Here is a 22,106-nt window from a genome sequence, read left to right on the forward strand (position 1 = left end):
TGAGAGACCTCATGCTCAGGATCGATAACATCACCTATTCCGTCGAAGGCCGCCCCCTCATAGAGGAGGCCTCTGCCACTATCCCAACCGGTCACAAGGTCGGTGTCGTGGGCCGCAATGGCACCGGCAAATCCACCCTGTTCCGCCTGATCCGCGGAGAACTTGCGCTGGAAACCGGGTCCATCACCCTGCCCTCTCAGGCGCGTATCGGCGGTGTGGCACAAGAAGTCCCCTCGTCGGACACCTCCCTGATCGACACTGTGCTGGCAGCCGATACCGAACGTGCGGCGCTGATGGCCGAGGCCGACACCGCAACCGACGGCGCCCGCATTGCGGAAATCCAGACCCGGCTGGTGGATATCGACGCATGGTCCGCCGAGGCCCGCGCCGCCTCGATCCTCAAGGGGCTTGGCTTTGACGATCAGGACCAATTGCGCCCCTGTTCCGATTTTTCCGGCGGCTGGCGGATGCGTGTGGCGCTTGCGGCGGTGCTCTTTGCACAGCCCGACCTGCTGCTGCTGGACGAGCCGACCAACTACCTCGACCTTGAAGGTGCGCTGTGGCTCGAAAGCTATATCGCGCGCTATCCGCATACGGTGCTGATTGTCTCTCACGACCGCGGGCTTTTGAACCGGGCGGTGGGGGCGATCCTGCATCTGGAGGATCGCAAGCTGACGCTCTATCAGGGCACCTACGACACCTTTGCCGAAACCCGCGCCGCGCGCATCGCCGTGGCACAATCCGAGGCGCGCAAGCAGGAAACCCGCCGCGCCCATCTGCAAAGCTTCGTGGACCGCTTCCGCGCCAAGGCCTCGAAGGCGAAACAGGCCCAGTCCCGCCTGAAGATGATCGAGAAGATGAAGCCGATCTCAACCCCGCAAGAGGCCGCGCTGCGGGCGTTCACCTTCCCGGAACCCGAAGAGATGTCGCCGCCGATCATCCAGATCGAGGGCGGTGTCACCGGTTATGGCGATGTCGAGATTCTGAGACGCCTCGACCTGCGCATCGACCAGGATGATCGCATCGCGCTGCTGGGCAAGAACGGTCAGGGCAAATCCACCCTGTCCAAGCTGCTCTCGGACCGGCTGCCGCTGATGGCGGGCAAGATGGTGCGCTCGTCCAAGCTGCGCATTGGCTATTTCGCGCAGCATCAGGTCGACGAGCTCTATGTGGATGAAACCCCGATCGATCACCTGCGTCGCCTGCGTCCTCATGAGGCACCCGCAAAATGGCGCACGCGTCTGGCGGGCTTTGGCCTGCTGGCCGCGCAGGTCGAAACCGCAGTCGGGCGGCTGTCCGGTGGTCAAAAGGCCCGCCTCAGCCTGCTTTTGGCGACGCTGGATGCGCCCCACATGCTGATCCTCGATGAGCCGACCAACCACCTCGACATCGAAAGCCGCGAGGCGCTGGTCGAGGCGCTGACCGCCTATAGCGGCGCGGTCATTCTGGTCAGCCACGATATGCATTTGCTGAGCATGGTGGCGGACCGGCTCTGGCTGGTGTCCGATGGCACCGTGGCGCCCTATGACGGCGATCTCGACAGCTATCGTGAGATGCTGCTGATGCGCGACAAACCCGCCCGCAAAGCGGATGCAAAAGCCGCGTCCAAGCCAAAGCCCAAGCGCGCCAGCCGCGATCAGATCCTCGCCCTGCGCAACGAGGTCCGCAAGGCCGAAGCCCGCATCGAGAAACTGACCGAGATGCAGGACAAGCTGGACGAGAAGCTCGCCGATCCGGAGATCTACGAGTCGAGCCGTGCCGGTGACCGGGCGGTCTGGCAGAAAAAACACGCCGAATGCATGGACGCGCTGGACCGCGCCGAGGAGCTGTGGATGAAGGCGCTTGAGAAACTGGAGGTCGCCGAGGCGCAATGATCGACACCGCGTTCCTGATCACCTCATTTGTGACGCTCTTTGTGATCATTGACCCCATCGGGTTGATGCCGGTGTTTCTGGCGTTGACCCAGGGCATGACCAGCAAGCAACGCCGCGCCATCGCCATTCGTGCCTCGATCACAGGGGTCGGCATCCTCGCGGTCTTTGCGCTGTTTGGCGAAAGCGTTCTGGGCTTTATCGGGATTTCCATGCCGGCCTTTCGCGTTGCAGGCGGTATTCTCTTGTTCCTCACCGCACTCGACATGCTGTTTGAGCGCCGCACCGCGCGTCGTCAGCACCAAGGCGACGAGATCGCCCCCGAGGATGATCCGTCGGTCTTTCCTATGGCCATACCGCTGATCGCGGGGCCCGGGTCCATCGCCACGGTCATCCTTCTGACCGGGCAGCATCCGGGTATCGAGGGCTTTGCCTCGGTGATGGCCATTGTGGTGGCGGTGATTGCGCTGATGCTGGGGATGTTTTCGATTTCAGGCCTGCTGGAGCGCCTCTTGGGTCCCGTCGGCATCAATGTGGCAACCCGGTTGCTGGGTATGCTTCTGGCCGCGCTTTCGGTGCAATTCGTGCTGGAAGGTCTGCGCGCCTTTGGCTTTGCCAGCTAGACATAGGTGCGGTGAACACCTACCTCCCTGATATGGAGGACGAAAACCGATGAATTCAGACGACATTGGCCAGCTGGTCTACCTCATCGCACTGCTCGCCGCTGTCGGGACATGGGTGTTCGTGCAGAACCGGCAGTCGCTGGGCAAAACGGTCCAGCAGTTGATGATCTGGGGGCTGATCTTCCTTGGCGTGATTGCCGCCTACGGCCTGTGGGGAGACATCCGCTCTACCGTGGTGCCGCAGCAGGCCGTGCACGCTGACGGCGGTCAGATCAGCGTGCCACGCGCGCGCGATGGTCATTACTACCTGACGTTGCAGATCAACGGCGATCCGGTGGATTTTCTGGTCGACACCGGTGCCAGCGACATGGTGCTGAATGCCGAGGACGCCCGGCTGATCGGTATTGATCCTACAAGCCTCGCCTATCTCGGGCGCGCGATGACTGCCAATGGCGAAGTCCGCACCGCGCGGGTGAAACTGGACAGTGTGGCGCTCGGCCCGATTACGGATCGCAACGTCTCCGCCTGGGTCAATGAGGGCGCATTGGAGCAATCCCTGCTGGGCATGGGGTATCTTCAGCGTTTCTCTGGCATTGAAATTCGCAACAATGAACTGATCCTCACCCGTTGAAATCGCGCCTCACGGCGCGGGCCTCCGGCGGGGATATTTGTGGTTAGAAGAAACTGGAACCTGCCACACAAGCGGCGCGCGCCCGTGCAGCAGGTCCTCTCCTAACACGGCCATCGGCTTCCCAGCCTGTTCCGCAATCCTATCAGTGCGCAAACTGGTTACCGAAACCTTTCTGCATGGCACAACTGACGCTCTTCTAACGCTAAATATTCCGGGGTGAATTGGCCGCTCGGCCAAGAGGGGCAGCGCCCCTCATCCCCCGCTTTCGGCCTTTTTCTCCCAGCGCCCGCTTTCCTCGGACCAGTACTGCGCCTGACATCCAGCGGCGGTCAGCGCCTTCCACTGACCACGCGCGTGCTGCACCGCCTCCGCGTCGGTGCCATCAAACAGGATACACACCCGATCCAGCGTGGTGACTTCCTCGGGCGCAACCTGCGCGCCGTCGATGCTCATCACACAGGTCGCCTTGTTCGGCGCCTCGGCCGAGGTGGTCAGCAGGATCGGTTGCAGCGCGTCATGGGGGCCACCCGCCAGCCCGTGCGGCAGGAAACTGGCGTCCCCGCCCAGCCAGAGCGTATCATCCAGCCACGCCAGCCGCTCCGGATCACGTCCGCGCACGGCGATACGCCAGCCCGCGCCCCGCGCTTTGTCCAGCAACACAGGCAGCGTTTCCTGCAAGGGCTTGCGGGTCAGGTGATAGAAATAGGCGGCCCCCATTGCGGTTTTACTCTGCCTCGAACTGATCTTGTACCAGACGGCTCAGCGCCATCACGCCCCAACCGGTCGCCCCTTTGGGCGCATAGGCGGTGTTGGACTTGACCGAGGCCACACCGGCGATATCCAGATGGATCCAGGGCGTGCCGTCCTTGATGAAACGTTGCAGGAATTGCGCCGCCGTGATCGAACCCGCCGGGCGGCCACCGACGTTTTTCATATCCGCCACATTGGATTTGAGCTGATCGTCATAGGCCTGCCCCAGGGGCATCCGCCACGCGCCTTCGCCTTCGGCCTCGGCGGCCTTGAGGAATGCAGAACAGAGCTTGTCGTCATTGGAGAACACGCCGGCATTGTCATGCCCCAGACCGATAATGATCGCGCCTGTTAGGGTGGCCAGATCGATGACACCGGCCGGTTGGAACCGCTCCTGCGCATACCAGAGCACATCACAGAGCACCAAGCGCCCCTCGGCGTCGGTGTTGATGATCTCGACGGTGTCGCCCTTCATGGATTTCACCACATCACCGGGACGGATCGCCGTGCCGGAGGGCATGTTTTCCACAAGCCCCACAAGCCCCACGACATTGGCCTTTGCCTTGCGCAGCGCCAGCGCCCGCATGGTGCCCGCAACAACGCCCGCGCCGCCCATGTCCATGGTCATGTCTTCCATGCCCGCTGCCGGTTTCAGCGAGATGCCACCGGTGTCGAACACAACGCCCTTGCCGACCAGCGCCAGCGGGGCTGCGTCCTTGTCGCCGCCGTTCCATTTCATGATAACAACCTTGGAGGGGCTGGCCGACCCCTGGCCGACACACAGGAGCGTGCGCATGCCGAGCTTCTCCAGCTCGGATTCCTCCAGCACCTCCACCTCAAGACCAAGCGCGGTCATTTCCTCAAGACGCGCGGCAAATTCGGTGGTGGTCAGCACGTTTGCAGGTTCGTTGACCAGATCACGGGTCATATGCACGCCTTCGGCCACCGCCAGAAGCGGCGCAAAGGCGGCTTCGATCTCTTCGGGTTTGTTGTGGCCGATGGTCACGGTGCCGTGCGTTTCGGCGTCCGCGGATCGATGCGCATCAAAGCTGTAGCTGCGCAGCGCCAGCCCCAACGCCAGATCGGCGGCGCGGGACATGTTCCCCGCCTTCACCGTCAACGCTTTGTTGCCGCGCGCTTCGGCCAGTTTTGCGCCTGCCTTGCGCGCCTCGATCGCGGTGATGCGACGGGGCAGCACAACAACATGCAGGGCCTCGACCGCCAGACCCGCAGGCCATGCCAGCGTGATCACCTGACCGGTCTTGGCCTTGGCAAAACCATCGGAGGCGATCAGACGCGCCACCGCGCCCTTGCTCAGGCGATTGGCGCTGCGGGCGGCCTGATCCATCGTGCCTTCGGGCGTGACCATCACGGCCAGATGGCCTTCGACCTCGGCCAGAGATTTGGGATCGAAGGGGGAAAAACGGATCGGTGTGAGCGCGCTCATTCGGGTCTCCTGTGGTTGATCTGCTCTTGTCGCCGCTTGCGCATCTGGCTGACAGTCCCGTAACAGGTAGCGGTTGACCGAGATGAATACCAGAGCGGGCAGACCGGCGCGCCCAATCCTTGCCGATCAGGCAGGGGCCCGGGAAGATTGCAGTTTTCCCGCCCGCACAATTCCTCTAAGGTCCGGCGAACAGTCCGAGCGCAAGATCTATGGGGGGATCGGGTGTCACGCTACGACAGATATGTGCTGTCGCAATATCTTTTGTTCTTTGGCTTTTTTGCCTTGATTCTGGTGGCCGTGTTCTGGATCAACCGGGCCGTGAGCCTGTTTGACTGGCTCATCGGCGACGGGCAAGGCGTGATGGCTTTCCTTGAAATCTCGGTTTTGAGCCTGCCGAACCTCGTGCGTATGGTGCTGCCGCTGGCGGCCTTTGCGGCGACGGTCTGGGTCACCAACCGGTTGAATTCCGAGAGCGAACTGACGGTATTGCGCGCAACGGGGTCGAGCCCCTGGCAATTGGCCCGCCCGGCGATGGCCTTTGGCGTGCTGACCGCCCTGATGATGTCCGCCCTCAGCCTGGTGCTGCTGCCCGCATCACTGGCGCAGATGCAGGAACGGGAGGCCGAATTGTCGCGCAGCGTCAGCGCCAAACTCCTGAAGCCCGGCAGCTTTCTGCATCCTGCGGACGGTCTGACCTTCTTTATCGGCAGCATTGACGACGATGGCACGCTCAACAATGTGTTCCTGACCGACCAGCGCGCCGCGACGACCGAGGTCACATATACCAGCGACAAGGCCTATCTGGTGCGTGATGGCGACGGCGCGCATCTCATTCTGGTTGACGGGCTTGCTCAGCGGCGAAACCTGGAGACCGCGCAGCTGTCGACCACCGCCTTTGCCGATTTTTCTTATCCCATCGGGCGCGTCACACCCGAGATCGGCGACGGCCCCCGGCCGCTGCGCAGCATTCCCACGCGCGACCTGCTGTATGACCGGGCGCAGATCACCGCCACCGAGACACATTCCCTCGGCGCCCAGGCCGAAGAGCTGCACCAGAGATTCGCGCGGGCCGTGGTGACGCTGGCCGTGGTGATGATCGCCGTATCCACATTGATGCTTGGCGGGTTCAGCCGGTTCGGTATCTGGAAACAGCTGCTGGCCGCCTTTGTGCTGCTGATTCTGATTGAAGGCTTGCGCGGCATCGTTGCCGCCCCGGTGCTGGAAGACGCGGCCATGTGGCCCCTGCTCTACCTGCCCGCTGGCTTGGGGCTCTTGATATCGCTGGTGTTCCTGCATCTTGCAAGCCGGCCGCAGCTGCTTGCCAGAGGGCGCTCCCGCCCGGAGGCGTCGGCATGATCCTCGACCTCTATTATGCCAAACGGTTCCTGCAATGGTTCCTGGTCATCACGGCGGTGCTGATGAGCCTGGTGATGCTGATTGACCTCAGCGATCAGTTCCGCCGCTTTGACAGCCAAGATCTGAGTTTCTGGCAATTGTTCGGCCTCACGCTCCTGAACGCGCCCGCCGCCCTCAGCCAGTTCCTGCCACTCATCATGATCCTGACGACGATCGTGCTCTTTGTGGGGATGGCGCGCAGCAGCGAACTGGTGGTGACGCGGGCGATCGGACGCTCGGGGATCCGGGCGCTGATGCCACCGGTAGGCGTGGCGATGGTGATCGGCGGGCTGGCCGTCAGTACGCTCAACCCGATCGAGGCGGTCACCGCCAACCGCTACAAGGCGCTGGTCGAGGACTATCGCCAACCCGGGTCGGCAGCCGCGGTTTCCCTGACCGGCGAGGGCCTGTGGCTGCGACAGGGCGGGCAGAACGGCCAATCCGTCATCCATGCGGTCAACTATCACGGCGATGCGCAGAATCTCGTGCTCTATGATGTGTCGATCCTCTCCTACGCGCCGGAAGGCGGGCCGGTGCGGCGCATCATGGCACAGGAGGCCTGGCTGGACGGCGCGGACTGGGTGCTGCGCGATGCCAAGGTCTGGCAACTGGTGGTCGGAGTGAACCCGGAGACCAGCGCCCGGCGCCATGATGAGTTGCGCCTGCCCACCACCCTGACCAACGAGCGCATTCGCGATACGCTCAGCTTTTCCGAAGGCATCTCGATCTACGAACTGCCGGAGACCATCGCCTCTCTCGCCGAAGCCGGATTTTCGACCACGCGGTTCCGCGTCTGGTTGCAGGTTGAGCTGGCCCGCCCGCTGTTTCTGGTCGCCATGGTGCTGGTGGGCGCTGCCTTTACCATGCGCCACACGCGGCTGGGGGGCACCGGGGTCGCCGTGCTGACGTCGGTGCTGCTGGGGTTCGCGCTCTACTTCGTCCATAACTTCGCCCGGATCCTTGGCGAAAACGGACAAATCCCGGTTCTGCTGGCGGCCTGGGCGCCGCCGGTGGCCTCAATACTTCTGACAATGGGACTGCTCCTGCATGCCGAAGACGGTTGAATTCAAGAACTGGCGGCGAGGAGCGCTGCTGTCCACGGTGCTGCCCCTGTGGCTTGGCCTGTTGCCGGCGCCCGGGATCGCACAGCCTGTGGCGCCGCCGTCGTCGCAGGTCAGCGCGCCGGCCATGCTGGTCGCCGACCGCGTGTTCCTGTCACCGGATCGCAAGCTCGTTGCCGAGGGCAATGTGGAGGCGTTCCAGGGGGATGTGCGGCTTCAGGCCCAGCGGATCACCTATGATCGCGACAGTGGTGTGCTCAACCTCGAAGGCCCGATCCGCATCGACCAGAGCGGGTCGGTCACCGTATTGGCCAACGCCGCCGAACTGGACAACGGCCTGCGCAACGGGATTCTGCGCGGCGCCCGGCTGGTGTTCGACCAGCAGGTGCAGCTTGCGGCCTTGCAGATGACCCGGGTCGAAGGGCGCTATTCCCAGCTCTACAAGACCTCTGTCACCTCCTGCGATGTCTGCGATGACGGCCGCCCGCCGCTCTGGCAAATCCGCGCGGAACGGATCACCCACGACGAGGTGGAGCGGCAACTCTACTTCGAGGGCGCGCAGCTGCGGATCAAGGATGTTCCGGTGTTCTACTTTCCGGCGCTGCGCCTGCCGGACCCCAGCCTGGAGCGCTCCACCGGGTTCCTGACCCCGTCACTATCGAGCGACTCCAACCTCGGCGTCGGTGTCAAGCTGCCCTATTTCGTGACCCTGGGGCCGCATCGCGACCTCACCATCACGCCCTATATCTCTGCCAAGACCACGACCCTTGGCCTGCGGTACAGGCAGGCCTTCCGCAATGGTCGGATCGAGCTCACCGGCGCCTTCAGCCGTGACGACATCCAGCCCGACGACGGGCGTGGCTACCTGTTTGCAAAAGGCAGCTTCGACATCCGGCGCGGCTACAAGCTGAGCTTCGATCTCAAGAGCGTGTCAGACGATGCCTATCTTGCCGATTACGATATTTCCGACACCGACCGGCTGCGGTCCAGCATCACCCTGTCGCGGGCCCGTCGTGACGAGCTGATCGAAGGCACGCTCTATCACTACAAGACCCTGCGCGGCACCGAGGATCAGGCGTTTCTGCCCGCCACCATCCTGACCGGCACATTTGAAAAACGCCTGTTTCCCAACCGCATCGGCGGCGAATTGCGCCTGCGCCTGAACACCAGCCACTTCAACCGCCCCTCCTCGCAGGAGGCCACCGCGACCAGCGCCAACGGGCGCGACATGACCCGAGTGTCTGCCGACGCCACCTGGCTGCGCAGCTGGATTCTGCCCTGGGGCGTGCAGGGCAGCTGGACGTTGGGTGTCGGGGTGGACAGCTTTGCGCTGGCCGATGATGGCGCGTTTGACAACGAGGCCACGCGCGTCACCCCCAAAACAGCGGTGACCTTTCGCCGACCGATGGCGCGCCAGACTGCCTCCGGCGCGGTTCAGATCCTCGAACCCATCCTGCAGATCGGCTGGACCAAGGTCAGTGGCGACAGCACCCCCAACGAGGCCAGCAATATCTCGGAATTCGATCAGGGCAACCTGCTCGCCTTGTCGCGGTTTCCGGAAACCGATGCGCGCGAGGACGGGCGCACCCTGGTTTACGGCGTGAACTTCTCGCATTTTGATCCCAGCGGCTGGCAGGCCACCGGCACCATCGCCCAGATCCGGCGCGAAGAGGCACAACCCGGCTTTACCTCTTCCTCCGGGCTGGACGGGCGCAACTCGAACCTCCTGCTGGCGGGCCAGATCGGCTTGCAGAACGACCTGACCCTCACCGCGCGCGGCATCCTCGACGAGGAGTTCTCCGTCACCAAGGCCGAATTCCGCGGGGATCTGCATCGCAACCGCGTGACCCTCGCCGGGAGCTACCTCTGGCTCCAGGCCGACCCGGAGGAAGACCGCACCGAGGAGACCTCGGAACTGTGGTTTGACGGCGCCTATGACCTGAACGAGACATGGCGCGCCGGGGCGAATATGCGCTACGACATCACCGATGGGCGCGCGACCCGGGCCGGGCTCGGCCTGACCTATCGCAATGAATGCGTCACCCTCGACCTCTCGGTCAGCCGTCGCTATACCTCAACCACAAGTGTTGAGCCTTCGACAGATTTCGGATTTACACTCTCGCTCAACGGATTTTCCGTGAAAAGCGCGACCACAACAAGCAGGCGATCATGCAGCAGAACGTAACCTCCCGCCGGATCACCCGGATCCTGACCACCTGGACCCGCAACGCTGCTGGCGCGGGCGCCCTGGCGCTGGCAGCGCTGTCGCTCTCCTCCGCATCCGCGGTCATGGCGCAGGGGCTGTTTGCTCCGGTTGTGATCGTCAACGAGGATGTGGTCACCCAGTATGAGCTGGAACAACGCGCGCTGTTCATGTCCGTCTTGGGCTCCGCACAGGGCGACCCGCTGGAAGAGGCCCGCGAAGATCTGATCGAAGACCGCCTGAAACAGGATCTGCTGAACGAGGTCGGTCTGACCCTGTCCGAGGCCGAGGTCACCGAGGGCATGCGCGAACTGGCCGGGCGTGCGAATATCCCGCTGGATCAGTTCCTGGCGCAGCTCCAGCAGGCCGGGGTCGCCCCCGAGACCGTGCGCGACTTTGCCGCCGCGGGCCTTGGATGGCGCGAATATGTGCGCGGGCGCTTTCTCGCACAGGCGCGCCCCTCCCAAGACGAGATCGACCGCGCCATGGGCACGGCGGGATCCGGCAGCGTGCAGGTGCTGCTGTCGGAGGTCATCCTGCCGATGACGCAGGAGAACGCCGCCCAGGTTCAGGAACTCGCCACACAGATCTCCGAGCTGAAGACGCAGCAGGCCTTTACCGCCTCCGCCGCCCAGTTCTCTGCCGCCGACAGCCGCGTCGACGGTGGCCGCCTGCCCTGGATGCCACTGACACGGCTGCCCGCCCAGTTGCAGGAGGTGGTGCTGGGACTGAAACCCGGAGAGATCACCCAACCGCTGCCCTTGCAGGGGGCGATCGCCATTTTCCAGATGCGTGGCCTGCGCGAAGTCGACGGACGCAGCACCAATTACGCCGCCATCGACTATGCCACCTACCGCATCCCCGGCGGTCGCAGCCCGGAGGCCCAGGCGCGCGCAACCGAACTGCGCAACGAGATCGACACCTGTGACGATCTCTACGGCATCAACAAGGGCCAGGCGCCGGAGCGCCTGGAGCGGATCAGCCGCGCCCCATCGGAGATTCCACAGGACATCGCATTGGAACTGTCCAAGCTGGACGCCAATGAATCCTCCGCCGCGGTAACCCGTGACAACGGCCAGACGCTGCTGTTCGTGATGCTCTGCGGTCGCACCAGCGATGTGGTCGCTGCGCAGGAGAACGCCCGCGCCACTGTCGCCAATGCGCTTGTCCAGCAGCGGCTGAATGCCTATGCCGACAGCCTGGTCGAGCAACTGAAAGCCAACGCGCGGATCGAATACAAATGACCCGGCCCCCGCAGGTGATCGCGCTATCCTGCGGCGAGCCTGCGGGGATCGGTCCCGAGATCGCCGCCGCCGCATGGGAGGCGCTGCGCGCCGACTGTCCCTTTGTCTGGATCGGTGACCCCCGGCACCTGCCTGCTCAGACCAACTGGCAACAGGTCGCGTTCCCCGCCGATGCGCTGGAGCTCTGTGCAACCGCCCTGCCCGTCCTGCCGCTCACTTTTGAAGGCGATGCGAGCAAGGGCACAGCTGACCCCAGGAACGCCGCCGGGGTCATCCAGTCCATCGAAACCGCAGTCGGGCTGGTCACCTCCGGTCAGGCGGCAGCGGTCTGCACCGCTCCGATCCACAAGAAGGCGCTGATTGACGGGGCCGGGTTTGCCTATCCCGGCCATACCGAATTCCTCGCCGCGCTTGCGGGCGTCGATCATGTGGTGATGATGCTTGCCAGCGCGCAGTTGCGGGTGGTCCCGGCCACCATCCACATCCCCTTGCGACAGGTGCCCGAGGTCCTGACCCCGGCTCTGTTGCGTCAGGTGATCACCATCACCGCACAGGGGCTGCGCGACCAGTTCGGTCTCCAATCCCCCCGCATCGCGGTGACGGGCCTCAACCCGCATGCGGGCGAAGGCGGCGCTATGGGCAATGAGGAACTCGACTGGATCGAGACGCTGATTGCCGACATGCAGACCGAGGGCCACCGGCTCACGGGGCCGCATCCCGCCGACACGCTGTTTCATGCCGCCGCCCGGCAGCACTATGACGCGGCCATCGCCATGTATCACGATCAGGCGCTGATCCCGATCAAGACGCTGGATTTCGACAAGGGGGTCAATGTGACCCTCGGCCTGCCCTTTGTTCGCACCTCGCCGGATCATGGCACCGCCTTCGACATTGCAGGCAAAGGCCGGGCCAACCCATCCAGCCTGATCGAGGCGCTGCGTCTGGCGCAATCCATGGCCGCCACGCGTGCGGCCTGAAGGGCGCGGACCACAGACAAACCTGCGCGCAGGGCATTTGCCCTGCGCACCGTTTCACAACAAAAGCCGCTTTCCAGATCCATATCCGCCCCTTATGAAGACCCATCATGAGCGCCATCGACAATCTCCCCCCGCTGCGTGAGGTCATCGCGACCCATCAGCTCTCGGCCCGCAAATCGCTGGGCCAGAACTTCCTCCTGGATTTGAACCTGACCGCCAAGATCGCGCGTCAGGCCGGGGATCTGTCCGGCTGTGACGTGCTGGAAATCGGCCCCGGCCCCGGTGGTCTGACACGGGGGTTGCTGAGCGAAGGCGCCCGCAAGGTGCTGGCCATCGAAAAGGACCAGCGCTGCCTGCCCGCTCTGGCGGAGATCGCCGCCGCCTATCCGGATCGTCTGGAGGTGATCAATGGCGATGCGCTGGAGATCGACCCGCTGGCGCATCTGACCCCCCCGATCCGCGTCGCCGCCAACCTGCCCTACAACGTCGGCACCGAGCTGCTGGTGCGCTGGCTGACGCCCAAGGACTGGCCGCCTTTCTGGCAAAGCCTCACCTTGATGTTCCAGCGCGAAGTGGCCGAGCGGATCGTGGCGCAACCCGGCTCCAAAGCTTACGGGCGGCTTGCGATCCTTGCGCAGTGGCGCGCGGAGGCCAAGATCGCCCTGTCGCTGCCGCCGGGGGCCTTTACGCCGCCACCAAAAGTGTCCAGCGCCGTGGTGCATCTGACCGCCCTGCCAGAGCCGCGTTTTCCGGCCGATGCCGCCATCCTCAGCCGCGTGGTGGCTGCCGCCTTCAACCAGCGCCGCAAGATGCTGCGCGCCTCGCTCAAAGGCGTCTCGCCGCAGATCGAGGATCACCTGAACGCCGCAGGCATTCCGCCAACCGAACGCGCCGAGCAGGTCAGCCTAGAGGCGTTCTGCGCCCTTGCCCGCAGCCTCGGGCAGGCCTGACGCGTCCGCGGCCAGAACCGCCAGAGACACGCCCGGAATGACAAGAAACCCCGCAGCTCGCGCAGCGGGGTTTTCTTTTGTCTCGCATGGACAGGATGGGCCTTATTCGGCGGCTTCCTGCGGCTCATCCGGCTTTGGCTTGGGCTTGGCGCGGCTGCGTTTCGGCTTGGCCTCGGCCTCCGGTTTGCCCTCGCCGGTCTCCCCATCCTTGGGAGCTGCCGGTTTGCGGCTGCGCGGCTTGCGCGCCGGCGCTTTCTTGGCAGGTGCAGCCTCTCCGGCAGAGGTCTTGCCTTCGGGGGTTTCCACCAGGCCGCTGTCCTCTTGCGATGCAGGTGCCGTGGACTCGCGCGGATCGGCGATCTCGGGCTGAGGCCCATCGCCCGCAGCAGCCTCTGCCGCTTCGCGCTCCTGCCGTTCCAGACGCTCTGCCCGCTCGCGGTCACGCTCGGCCTGACGTTCGCGGTTCTGGCGTTCCTGCTCTTCGCGCTTGGCTTCGATCTCGCGCTGCGCTTCGTTCAGCATGCGCAGGTAATGTTCCGCGTGCTGCTGAAAGTTCTCAGTGGCCACACGGTCATTCCCAAGCTGCGCATCGCGCGCCAGCTGGTTGTATTTGTCGATGATTTGTTGCGGCGTTCCGCGAACCTTACCCTCGGGTCCAGAGCTGTCGAACACGCGGTTGACAACATTGGCCCCATTCGGGCGATTACGGTTCGACTTCGAACGCGAACGTGATTTTGACGATCTCATATGCCTAACGTCAGCCTTGGTTCTAATTGTCGAAGACCGCGTACCGCGCATCCTGCGCATGGGCCTGCGAACTTTTTTGGGCTTGGCGTCGCCGAGAGGTCCGTTGACGTCCTCTTGCAACAGCGACACCTTGAGTAACCACGTTCCACCGTCACAAACAAGGGGGGAGCCGTGGTTTTTTGACTCTTTTTGCTCTGACACCTCAAAATATAGGGCAAATGGGCCGGAATGTCACGATTTTCGCCCTGAAACGACGCGATCCCGGCCATCCAGATCCGGCAGCACCACAACATCGACCAGCCCCTGCGCCCGCATCATCTGTGCCACAGCCGCCCCCTGGGTCGGGCCGATTTCCACCATAACGCGGCCCCCTTGCGCCAAATGCTGCCCAAGCCCGGCGCAGATCAACCGATAGGCGCTGAGCCCATCGGCCCCGTCCGTGAGCGCCATCTGCGGCTCGTGATCGCGCACCTCGGCGGACAGCCCGTCCATCTCGTCCAGCGCGATATAGGGCGGGTTGGAGACGATCAGGTCGAACTGGCCTTTGACGGCAGAGAACCAATCCGACTGGCGAATGTCGGCGCGCGCCTCGACCCGGTGCAATACCGCATTGGCGCTGGCCTGCAGGCAGGCGGCTTCACTCAGATCCACCCCCAGCCCCAACGCGCCCTGCTGTTCCGCGAGCAGCGTCACCAGGATGCAGCCCGACCCCACGCCGAGGTCCAGCACACGTTCAAACGGTTCCGCCAGAGCCGCCTCGATCAGTGTCTCGGTTTCCGGGCGCGGATCCAGCACATCTGCCGAGACTTTGAAGCGGCGCCCGTAGAAATCCCGCTCGCCGATCAGATGCGACACCGGCACCCGGATCGCGCGCAGGGAGATCAGCTGGTCATAGCGCTCTGCCACCTCGTGCGAGAGCTCCTCGGGTGCAATCAGCGTCACCCGCGCTGCCTCGATCCGCGCCGCATGGGCCAATAGTACCCGCGCATCGCGCGCCGGATCGTCCACACCCGCCGCCCGAAGACGTGCGGTCGCAGCAACCATGGCCTGCGCGGCGGTGGTGGTCATTGTCCCATCTCCGCCAGCAGTTTCGCCTGATGTTCGGAGATCAGCGCATCGATGATCTCATCCAGATCTCCCCCCATGATCTGCTCCAGCTTGTAAAGCGTGAGGTTGATACGGTGATCCGACATGCGCCCCTGTGGGAAATTATAGGTGCGGATGCGTTCCGAGCGATCCCCCGACCCCACCTGAGAGGCCCGATCCGCCGAGCGTTCGCTGTCGATGCGCTGCCGTTCCAGATCAAACAGCCGGGTTTTCAGCACCTGCATCGCGATCTCGCGGTTGCGGTGCTGGGATTTCTCGGAACTCGTCACCACCAGTCCGGTGGGCAGGTGCGTGATCCGCACCGCCGAGTCGGTGGTGTTCACGTGCTGTCCCCCCGCACCGGAAGAGCGCATGGTATCAATGCGCAGGTCATTGGCGTCGATCTTGATATCCACGTCCTCGGCCTCGGGCAGCACCGCCACCGTGGCCGCAGAGGTGTGAATGCGCCCGCCACTCTCGGTGACAGGCACCCGCTGGACACGGTGCACGCCGCTCTCATACTTGAGCCGCGCGAAGACACCATCGCCATTGATCCGCGCCACCAATTCCTTGAGCCCGCCCAGTTCGGAGACCTGCTCTTCGATCACGTCGATCTTCCAGCCCTGCGCCTCGGCGTAGCGGCTGTACATGCGGTAGAGATCACCGGCAAACAGCGCCGCCTCATCGCCCCCGGTTCCGGGACGGATTTCCAGGATCGCCGCACGGCTGTCGGCCTCATCCTTGGGCAAGAGCGCCAGTTGCAGCGCATGTTCCGCCTCTGGCAACGCCGCTTTCAGGGTAGGAATTTCCTCTTCTGCCAGCGCCTTCATGTCCGGATCGACCAGCATTTCCTCGGCCTCGGCCAGATCGCTCAGCAGCTGGCGATAGGCGCTGATCTGCTCCACCACCGGGCGCAGGTCGGAATACTCCTTGGCGAGTTTTGCAATGTCGCCGCCTGCCCCATCGGCCATTGCGGCCTCAAGGTACTGATAGCGTTGCAGGATCTGTTCCAGCCGGTCTTCGGGGATCATGTCGTGGCGTGTCTCGCTGTTGGGTGCGCCTCTTGCTTTGGCGCGGGGCTTCACCTGTGATAGGCTAGAGCCATGAAACATGCCAGTGGTCTTGTCCGGTTTGCAGCCTGCGCCGCCCTTGCGGGCGGGGCTGCTTTTGCACCATTTGCGCGGGCCGATGTCATAGGCCCTGGCGGCAAAACCATTGATTGCTACTGCACCGACACCCAGGGCGGGCGCATTGAGCTGGGCGAAACCATCTGCCTGCAGGTGGATGGGCGCATGTTCATGGCGCAGTGCCAGATGTCGCTGAATGTGCCGATGTGGCGCAAGGTCGAGGATGGCTGCCTCTCCGCTGCCAACAGCCACAGCCCCCTTCCCGCAGATCTGCCGCGTCTCTAGTCGCAGAGCGGCCGTGGGCCGGGTGTGCCCCCCGACCGTGGCAGTTTATCTTCCGGTGTCTTTTTCGCAGTCTTGTCTCAGGATATGCGCAGGGCCTGCGCCCTGCCCTTGGCAACCTGAACGGCGCAACACGCCCCGAGACGCTCAGACTGTCAGATGCTGCGCAACCAATCATCCATGGCGGCATTCAGCCGTGAGGTCGACTCCTGAAACGCCCCACCGGTAAGCGCATCGCGCGCCATCGTCTGGTTGTCCTGCTCGACATAGCTGGCCACTTTCCCCGCCTGGCGGTGAAACGCGGCATGGGCACGGACAACGGCACTGTATTTCAGGTTCCCCCGGATCTCGGGGTCATTGGCCAGGGATTTCAGCCATTTGCCAAAGCTGCACTGGTCATCCATCGTGATGTCCCGTGCCGGTTTTGGCAGAACCCCACTGTCAATGGCCGAACGCAGCTTCACTTTCCAGCTTTCATGGGCCGCCTTGGCGTCATTGATTTGGCCTTGTAGCACCGCAGTATCCATACTGTCTCTCCAGAACAACTTTGTTTTGTGCGCGCCAAGATACAGTCCAGCGGTAAAATATCTCCTATTCTGAATGATAGTCATCCAGAGAATTCGAGTAAAACAGCGCACATCTGCGCGCCGCTCTCCCCGGACGTTCCGCAGAGAGGCCAGCAGGTGCCAGAGCCGCCCACTGTGAGAGGACGCGCCGGCACCGCAGAGCAATCACCGTTATGGCAGGATGCAGAGCAGTTCGTAGATCAGATTGGCCGCCACCAATGCGGTATTGCCCGACGGGTCATAGGGCGGCGACACTTCCACCAGATCGCAGCCCACCACATTCAGCCCCTTGAAGGCCCGGATCAGTTCCAGCGCCTGCATGGTGGTCAGCCCGCCGATTTCCGGCGTGCCGGTGCCCGGCGCAAAGGCCGGATCAAGGCTGTCGATATCATAGGAAATATAGACCGGACGCGCGCCAATATCGCGGCGAATTTCCGCGCCCATATTGTGCAACGATCGGTTCCACAGCTCGGACGCCAGGAAATGCTGAAAGCCCCAGCCCTGTGGTTCCTTGAAATCATCCGGCCCATAGCCGGTGCCCCGCAGACCGATCTGATAGACCTTGTCGGCCTCCAGAAGCCCCTCCTCATAGGCGCGGCGGAACACCGTGCCATGGGTTTCCTTCTCGCCGAACATCTCGTCATTGACGTCTGCGTGGGCATCCACATGGATCACCGCGACGGGGCCGTGTTTGCGCGCAATCGCCCGCAGGATCGGCAGGGTGATCGAATGATCTCCCCCCATCGCCAGCGGCATCACCCCGGAGGCAAGGATCGCATCATAGCTGTCCTCGATGATGCGCAAGGAGTCCGCAAGGTTGAACGTGTTGATCGCCAGATCGCCAATATCGGCGATATTGAGGGTCTCAAACGGTGCCGCGCCCGTGGTCATATTATAGGGGCGGATCATCGCGCTCTCGGCGCGGATCTGTTTGGGGCCAAACCGGGTGCCGGACCGCCAGGATGTGCCAATATCCATTGGCACGCCCAGAATGGCCACATCCAGCCCCTCCAGCGAGGTGGCCTGCGGCAGTCGCATAAACGTCCCCGGCCCGGAAAACCGTGCCAGATCATTGCCGCTGATGGGTTGATTGAACTCGCTCATCGTCCTGTCATCCTCCAGCCCAGAAGGCAGATAATACTCATGGCCACATGGGCGCCCGCAATGGCGGTGGCGCCGGTGGTATCAAAGGGCGGAGAGACCTCGACGATATCGCCGCCCACAATGTTGATGCCGCGCAGGCCCTTCAGGATCGCCTCTGCCTGCGCCGTGGTCAGACCGCCCCAGACCGGCGTGCCGGTGCCCGGCGCATAGGCCGGATCAAGACAGTCGATGTCAAAGGTCAGATAGACCGGCCGGTCGCCCAGAACCTCGCGGATGCGGCGCGCGGTCTCGACAGGGCCAATCTCATGCACGGTGGGCGCGTCGATGGTCGGCACGCCAAGATTGTCCTCATTGGTGGTGCGAATGCCCACCTGCACCGAGGTCGCGGGATCAATGATGCCGGATTTCACCGCCTTGTAGAACATGGTGCCATGATCGACGCGGCTGAAATCATCATCGGCCCAAGTGTCGCTGTGGGCATCGAAATGCAGCAGCGAGATCGGCCCGTATTTCTCGGCATAGGCCTTGAGGATCGGAAAGCTGACGTAGTGATCGCCGCCAATCGCTACCGAAGCGGTCTCGGTCGCCAGAATGCCCCGGATATGATCCGTCAGCGTGTCGGGAAAGGCCGGAACATTGGCATAATCAAATGCCAGATCGCCATAATCCACAATCGCGAGTTCGCTTGCAGGGCAAATGTCCCACCCATACGGCGCATCCGGACTTTGCAAGGCAGAGGCTTCACGCACCGCACGCGGCCCAAGCCGGGTGCCGGGGCGGTTAGTCACCGCCTGATCAAAGGGGATCCCCGTGACCGCGATATCCGCATGGGTCAGATCCTTGCTGTAGCGCCGTCGCAGAAACGATGTTGCCCCGCCAAAGGTATTCTCAAAGCTGAGACCCTTAAGATCCTCGCGGGTAAAGGCTTGATCGACCTGTGTTTTTGCGTCTTCCAGCGCCATGTCGGACTGCTCCCTGTTCTCGGGTTATGCTCACGTCCTAGCCAATGCAGGCGGGCTTGTCATCCGAAAGCCCGCCGCCGATCGCGATTTCACGCCAAAGGCTGTGCTTTCTCCACCAGACGGGCAAAGAACGACGCCCCGACTGGAGAGATCTCATCGTTGAAATCATATTCCGGGTGATGCAGCCCGGCGGTATCGCCTTGACCAAGGAAAAGATAAGCCCCGGGACGGGCTTGCAGCATATATGAGAAATCCTCCGCCCCCATCTCGCGGCCCGCATCCCCCTGCACATTGGCATCGCCAGAGATTTCGCGCGCAATATCGGTGGCAAAGGCTGCCTTTTCCGCATCATTGATGGTTGCCGGATACCCAACCGCATAATCAAGCTCTGCGTCCACACCGTAAGCCACCGCACAGCCCTTCACGATCTCATCAAAGCGCGCCATCACCATGCGCTGCACCTCCGGATTGAAGGTGCGCACCGTGCCGTTGATATAGGCGGTTTCGGGGATCACGTTGTCGACGGTGCCGGTGTGGATCTGAGTGACGGAAATCACCAGATCCTCGGTCGCATGATGGTTGCGGCTGACGATGGTCTGGATCGCTTGCGCCATGCCACAGGCCGCCATCACCGGATCACGGGTCTCATGCGGCATCGCGCCATGGCCGCCCAGCCCTTTGATGTTGATGGTAAACTCATCCACCGCCGCCATCAGCGCGCCCGGCGTGGTGACAAAATGGCCAACCGGCAACCCCGGCGCATTGTGCAGCGCGTAGACTTCCTTGATGTCAAAGCGCTCCATCACGCCTTCCTCGACCATGATCTGCGCGCCACCGATCACTTCCTCGGCGGGCTGGAACAACAGCGCCACCCGGCCTTTGAAATTGCGCGTCTCGGCCAGATATTTCGCCGCGCCGAGCAGCATCGTGGTGTGCCCGTCATGGCCACAGGCATGCATTTTCCCCGGCTCCCGGGACTTATAGTCCAGATCGCGCACCTCAGTGATCGGCAGCGCGTCCATATCCGCGCGCAGGCCAAGGGTCGGCCCGTCGCCCTGACCCTTGATGATGGCCACAATCCCGTTCTGCGCGATCCCGCCGTGGATCTCATCAACGCCGAATGTCTCAAGGATCTCAGTCACATATGCGGCGGTCTTTACGGTGTCCAATCCCAGTTCAGGGATCTGGTGAAGATGGCGCCGCCAGGTCTTCATGTCTTCGGCGTAATCGGCGATGCGGTTCACGACCGGCATGGGGTGGACTCCTGTCAAATAGTCGGGATGATGCAGCAGAACACGAAATCCCGGGCAGGTGCAATGAGCGACGACAGGTTGATCCACGATGAAAATGCAGGCATCGAGCGGCTCTTGGAAATCATGCGTCGCCTGCGCGATCCCAAAACCGGCTGCCCGTGGGATATCGAACAAAGCTTTGCCACTATCGCGCCCTACACCATCGAAGAGGCCTATGAGGTCGCCGACGCCATTGAGCGCGAAAAATGGGACGAGTTGAAAGGCGAGTTGGGCGATCTTCTGTTCCAATCGGTCTTTCACGCGCAGATGGCCGAGGAAGCCGGGCATTTCACCTTTCAGGACGTGGTCACCACCATGTCCAACAAGATGGTCTCGCGCCATCCACATGTGTTTGGTGACGAGAGCCGCGATAAATCCGCCGACCAGCAAACGCAGGATTGGGAGACGATCAAGGCCGCCGAACGTGCCGCCAAGGCAGAGACTGGCGCGCTGGATGGTGTTGCTGTGGGGCTGCCTGCACTTTTGCGCGCTTACAAGCTGCAAAAGCGGGCCGCGCGGGTCGGGTTTGACTGGCCGTCCGCCCAGAACGTGCTGGCCAAGATCGCCGAAGAATCTGCCGAGTTGGTCGAAGCCCAAGAGAGCCTCACTCAGGATGAAGTCGAAGAAGAGTTTGGCGACCTTTTGTTCGTGATGGCCAATCTGGGCCGTCATCTCGGCGTCGAGCCCGAAGCCGCCCTGCGCCGTACCAACGCCAAATTCACGCGCCGTTTCAAGGGCGTAGAGGCCAAACTTGCGGCCCGCGGCAAGCGCGCGGAGGACAGTGATCTGGACGAAATGGATGCGCTTTGGAACGCGGTGAAGGCCGAGGAAAAAGCGCGATAGCCACGCGCGTCGTGCAGATCGCGGCTAGATCAAGGTGATCCCCGGCTCCTGTTGCAACCGCATCAGATCACGCTGGTAACGCATTGAAAACGAACGCAGCTCTCGGGTGGTGAATTCCGTCAGCCCAAGCGGCTCCGGGTCGTTCTTGCGGGCGTCGATCACCGCGCGCCGGTCCTTGCGCGACAGTTTGCCCCCCTTGCCGTAGATTTCCTGCAATTCAACAAGGGCCCGATCCGTGGCCGAGGTATTCAGAGACCGGCTCGGCGGTGTGAGCGCTGCATCCTCCAGTCCGGGGGCGAGCTGGCGCAGCAGATCCACACGCCCATGCCTGTCCTCATGGCGCGCCACCGCCAACCGCGACGGGTGCAAGATGTCGCGCACCTCGCGCAGCACCTCCACCCAGCCGCGATCCATGGCCAGATAGGCGGCGGCGGCAGCCTCGAAATCCGTCTCCACCGTCTCCTCCATCCGTTTGCGAATGCAGGACCGAAAGAACGGCCCATAGTCCCGCACCACAAAGAGAACCGCCTGCACCGGCCCGTCCAGCGCCTGCCGCAGCGCGGTCAGCCGTTGTTCAGAGGCCGGATAAAAGGTGGCATTCTGGAAATGCACCATGCTGCCCAGGATATTCTCCTCCGACAGCAGGATGTTGCTCTCCGCATCGGGCGCGATGTCCTCGGTCAGATGGCGCCGCGCCGCCTCGGCCATTTTGGCAGCCTCCTTTGCGCCGTGCCGGGGCGCGGGCAGCCGCAACGCCAATTTCCCGGCGCGGATACCGTCCCGCGCCGGAAAGGCGACCGCATAGCCATGCTGCTGCAAACTGGCCCTGTTTTCATGCAGACACAGCTGAAACGAACTGCTGCCCGTGCGATGGGCGCCAAGATGAAGGAAATACTGCCGGGCCATGGTTTCCGTATTCTCGCGATTGTCGTGTCACTAGTATCA

At 63.1% G+C, this 22,106-nt stretch carries 21 protein-coding genes; 11 read left to right on the forward strand and 10 right to left on the reverse strand.

What is annotated here, in order from left to right; all coding sequences use genetic code 11:
• Positions 1-11 precede the first annotated feature (11 nt).
• From MHM97_RS08390 to MHM97_RS08400, 3 genes are read left to right on the forward strand one after another with little or no spacing between them, the layout of a single operon-like run.
• The gene (locus tag MHM97_RS08390; RefSeq protein WP_239321763.1) at positions 12-1,874 is read left to right on the forward strand and encodes an ABC-F family ATP-binding cassette domain-containing protein; all 1,863 of its coding nucleotides are present in this window, start codon (positions 12-14) and stop codon (positions 1,872-1,874) included.
• Entirely contained in the window at positions 1,871-2,494 is a 624-nt protein-coding gene (locus MHM97_RS08395) for a MarC family protein (RefSeq protein WP_005613274.1), read from the forward strand. The genes MHM97_RS08390 and MHM97_RS08395 overlap by 4 nt, the downstream gene beginning before the upstream one ends.
• A gap of 49 nt (positions 2,495-2,543) precedes the next feature.
• Positions 2,544-3,125, forward strand: a complete 582-nt coding sequence (locus MHM97_RS08400) for a retropepsin-like aspartic protease family protein (protein WP_239321765.1) — start codon at positions 2,544-2,546, stop codon at positions 3,123-3,125.
• Positions 3,126-3,377: 252 nt separating this feature from the next.
• On the opposite strand, the gene MHM97_RS08405 is transcribed toward MHM97_RS08400, so the two are convergent.
• Positions 3,378-3,842, reverse strand: a complete 465-nt coding sequence (locus MHM97_RS08405) for a DNA polymerase III subunit chi (RefSeq protein ID WP_239321767.1) — start codon at positions 3,840-3,842, stop codon at positions 3,378-3,380.
• Positions 3,843-3,849: 7 nt separating this feature from the next.
• Positions 3,850-5,322: a leucyl aminopeptidase gene (locus tag MHM97_RS08410; RefSeq protein WP_239321769.1), complete on the reverse strand. Its 1,473-nt coding sequence runs from the start codon at positions 5,320-5,322 to the stop codon at positions 3,850-3,852.
• A gap of 222 nt (positions 5,323-5,544) precedes the next feature.
• On the opposite strand from MHM97_RS08410, the gene lptF reads away from it, so the two are divergent.
• From lptF to rsmA, 6 genes are all read left to right on the forward strand, one after another.
• The gene (gene lptF / locus MHM97_RS08415) at positions 5,545-6,678 is read left to right on the forward strand and encodes an LPS export ABC transporter permease LptF (RefSeq protein ID WP_239321771.1); all 1,134 of its coding nucleotides are present in this window, start codon (positions 5,545-5,547) and stop codon (positions 6,676-6,678) included.
• Positions 6,675-7,781: an LPS export ABC transporter permease LptG gene (gene lptG / locus MHM97_RS08420; protein ID WP_239321773.1), complete on the forward strand. Its 1,107-nt coding sequence runs from the start codon at positions 6,675-6,677 to the stop codon at positions 7,779-7,781. Before lptF ends, lptG begins: the two co-directional genes overlap by 4 nt.
• Entirely contained in the window at positions 7,765-9,963 is a 2,199-nt protein-coding gene (locus MHM97_RS08425; protein ID WP_239321775.1) for an LPS-assembly protein LptD, read from the forward strand. Before lptG ends, MHM97_RS08425 begins: the two co-directional genes overlap by 17 nt.
• A complete protein-coding gene (locus MHM97_RS08430; protein ID WP_239321777.1) occupies positions 9,948-11,225 on the forward strand; it encodes a peptidylprolyl isomerase in 1,278 nt (425 codons plus the stop codon). Before MHM97_RS08425 ends, MHM97_RS08430 begins: the two co-directional genes overlap by 16 nt.
• Positions 11,222-12,202, forward strand: a complete 981-nt coding sequence (pdxA, locus tag MHM97_RS08435; protein ID WP_239321779.1) for a 4-hydroxythreonine-4-phosphate dehydrogenase PdxA — start codon at positions 11,222-11,224, stop codon at positions 12,200-12,202. Before MHM97_RS08430 ends, pdxA begins: the two co-directional genes overlap by 4 nt.
• 107 nt (positions 12,203-12,309) lie before the next feature.
• The gene (gene rsmA, locus MHM97_RS08440) at positions 12,310-13,152 is read left to right on the forward strand and encodes a 16S rRNA (adenine(1518)-N(6)/adenine(1519)-N(6))-dimethyltransferase RsmA (RefSeq protein WP_239321781.1); all 843 of its coding nucleotides are present in this window, start codon (positions 12,310-12,312) and stop codon (positions 13,150-13,152) included.
• 102 nt (positions 13,153-13,254) lie between these two features.
• Here the strand turns inward: rsmA and MHM97_RS08445 are convergent, their stop codons facing one another.
• From MHM97_RS08445 to prfA, 3 genes are all read right to left on the reverse strand, one after another.
• Complete coding sequence (locus MHM97_RS08445; protein ID WP_239321783.1) at positions 13,255-13,899, reverse strand: DUF4167 domain-containing protein; 645 nt, start codon at positions 13,897-13,899, stop codon at positions 13,255-13,257.
• 231 nt (positions 13,900-14,130) lie between these two features.
• Positions 14,131-14,967 carry a peptide chain release factor N(5)-glutamine methyltransferase gene (gene prmC, locus MHM97_RS08450; protein WP_239321785.1) on the reverse strand — a complete coding sequence of 279 codons (837 nt, stop codon included), beginning with the start codon at positions 14,965-14,967 and terminating at the stop codon, positions 14,131-14,133.
• The gene (gene prfA, locus MHM97_RS08455) at positions 14,964-16,016 is read right to left on the reverse strand and encodes a peptide chain release factor 1 (protein WP_239321787.1); all 1,053 of its coding nucleotides are present in this window, start codon (positions 16,014-16,016) and stop codon (positions 14,964-14,966) included. The genes prmC and prfA overlap by 4 nt, the downstream gene beginning before the upstream one ends.
• A 72-nt stretch (positions 16,017-16,088) precedes the next feature.
• On the opposite strand from prfA, the gene MHM97_RS08460 reads away from it, so the two are divergent.
• Positions 16,089-16,397 carry a hypothetical protein gene (locus tag MHM97_RS08460; protein ID WP_239321789.1) on the forward strand — a complete coding sequence of 103 codons (309 nt, stop codon included), beginning with the start codon at positions 16,089-16,091 and terminating at the stop codon, positions 16,395-16,397.
• Between the two features lie 152 nt (positions 16,398-16,549).
• On the opposite strand, the gene MHM97_RS08465 is transcribed toward MHM97_RS08460, so the two are convergent.
• The 4 genes from MHM97_RS08465 to MHM97_RS08480 form a co-directional block, all read right to left on the reverse strand.
• The gene (locus tag MHM97_RS08465) at positions 16,550-16,921 is read right to left on the reverse strand and encodes a CZB domain-containing protein (protein WP_239321791.1); all 372 of its coding nucleotides are present in this window, start codon (positions 16,919-16,921) and stop codon (positions 16,550-16,552) included.
• Positions 16,922-17,131: 210 nt separating this feature from the next.
• The gene (speB, locus tag MHM97_RS08470) at positions 17,132-18,064 is read right to left on the reverse strand and encodes an agmatinase (RefSeq protein ID WP_239321793.1); all 933 of its coding nucleotides are present in this window, start codon (positions 18,062-18,064) and stop codon (positions 17,132-17,134) included.
• Positions 18,061-19,026, reverse strand: coding sequence for an agmatinase (speB, locus tag MHM97_RS08475; protein ID WP_219232534.1), 966 nt, complete (start codon positions 19,024-19,026; stop codon positions 18,061-18,063). The genes speB (MHM97_RS08470) and speB (MHM97_RS08475) overlap by 4 nt, the downstream gene beginning before the upstream one ends.
• A gap of 89 nt (positions 19,027-19,115) precedes the next feature.
• Complete coding sequence (locus tag MHM97_RS08480) at positions 19,116-20,279, reverse strand: M20 aminoacylase family protein (protein WP_239321795.1); 1,164 nt, start codon at positions 20,277-20,279, stop codon at positions 19,116-19,118.
• A 63-nt stretch (positions 20,280-20,342) separates the two neighbouring features.
• Here MHM97_RS08480 and mazG point away from each other — a divergent pair, with 63 nt between their 5' ends.
• Positions 20,343-21,161 carry a nucleoside triphosphate pyrophosphohydrolase gene (gene mazG, locus MHM97_RS08485; RefSeq protein WP_239321797.1) on the forward strand — a complete coding sequence of 273 codons (819 nt, stop codon included), beginning with the start codon at positions 20,343-20,345 and terminating at the stop codon, positions 21,159-21,161.
• Between the two features lie 24 nt (positions 21,162-21,185).
• Here mazG and MHM97_RS08490 read toward each other — a convergent pair whose 3' ends face one another.
• A complete protein-coding gene (locus tag MHM97_RS08490) occupies positions 21,186-22,067 on the reverse strand; it encodes a hypothetical protein (RefSeq protein WP_239321799.1) in 882 nt (293 codons plus the stop codon).
• Positions 22,068-22,106: the final 39 nt, after the last annotated feature.

Origin of the sequence: Epibacterium sp. Ofav1-8 (genome assembly GCF_022348185.1) — a bacterium.
In the GTDB taxonomy this organism is placed as follows: domain Bacteria; phylum Pseudomonadota; class Alphaproteobacteria; order Rhodobacterales; family Rhodobacteraceae; genus Epibacterium.

Bases quoted from the DNA above. Each gene is read 5' to 3' on its own strand.
- speB (WP_239321793.1), bottom strand. From the start codon at position 18,064: ATGAGCGAGTTCAATCAACCCATCAGCGGCAATGATCTGGCACGGTTT.
- MHM97_RS08410 (WP_239321769.1), bottom strand. From the start codon at position 5,322: ATGAGCGCGCTCACACCGATCCGTTTTTCCCCCTTCGATCCCAAATCT.
- prmC (WP_239321785.1), bottom strand. From the start codon at position 14,967: ATGACCACCACCGCCGCGCAGGCCATGGTTGCTGCGACCGCACGTCTT.
- mazG (WP_239321797.1), top strand. From the start codon at position 20,343: ATGAGCGACGACAGGTTGATCCACGATGAAAATGCAGGCATCGAGCGG.
- MHM97_RS08460 (WP_239321789.1), top strand. From the start codon at position 16,089: ATGAAACATGCCAGTGGTCTTGTCCGGTTTGCAGCCTGCGCCGCCCTT.
- lptG (WP_239321773.1), top strand. From the start codon at position 6,675: ATGATCCTCGACCTCTATTATGCCAAACGGTTCCTGCAATGGTTCCTG.
- MHM97_RS08425 (WP_239321775.1), top strand. From the start codon at position 7,765: ATGCCGAAGACGGTTGAATTCAAGAACTGGCGGCGAGGAGCGCTGCTG.
- MHM97_RS08445 (WP_239321783.1), bottom strand. From the start codon at position 13,899: ATGAGATCGTCAAAATCACGTTCGCGTTCGAAGTCGAACCGTAATCGC.
- MHM97_RS08465 (WP_239321791.1), bottom strand. From the start codon at position 16,921: ATGGATACTGCGGTGCTACAAGGCCAAATCAATGACGCCAAGGCGGCC.
- MHM97_RS08395 (WP_005613274.1), top strand. From the start codon at position 1,871: ATGATCGACACCGCGTTCCTGATCACCTCATTTGTGACGCTCTTTGTG.
- MHM97_RS08390 (WP_239321763.1), top strand. From the start codon at position 12: ATGCTCAGGATCGATAACATCACCTATTCCGTCGAAGGCCGCCCCCTC.
- MHM97_RS08480 (WP_239321795.1), bottom strand. From the start codon at position 20,279: ATGCCGGTCGTGAACCGCATCGCCGATTACGCCGAAGACATGAAGACC.
- rsmA (WP_239321781.1), top strand. From the start codon at position 12,310: ATGAGCGCCATCGACAATCTCCCCCCGCTGCGTGAGGTCATCGCGACC.
- MHM97_RS08405 (WP_239321767.1), bottom strand. From the start codon at position 3,842: ATGGGGGCCGCCTATTTCTATCACCTGACCCGCAAGCCCTTGCAGGAA.
- MHM97_RS08430 (WP_239321777.1), top strand. From the start codon at position 9,948: ATGCAGCAGAACGTAACCTCCCGCCGGATCACCCGGATCCTGACCACC.
- prfA (WP_239321787.1), bottom strand. From the start codon at position 16,016: ATGATCCCCGAAGACCGGCTGGAACAGATCCTGCAACGCTATCAGTAC.
- MHM97_RS08490 (WP_239321799.1), bottom strand. From the start codon at position 22,067: ATGGCCCGGCAGTATTTCCTTCATCTTGGCGCCCATCGCACGGGCAGC.
- speB (WP_219232534.1), bottom strand. From the start codon at position 19,026: ATGGCGCTGGAAGACGCAAAAACACAGGTCGATCAAGCCTTTACCCGC.
- pdxA (WP_239321779.1), top strand. From the start codon at position 11,222: ATGACCCGGCCCCCGCAGGTGATCGCGCTATCCTGCGGCGAGCCTGCG.
- MHM97_RS08400 (WP_239321765.1), top strand. From the start codon at position 2,544: ATGAATTCAGACGACATTGGCCAGCTGGTCTACCTCATCGCACTGCTC.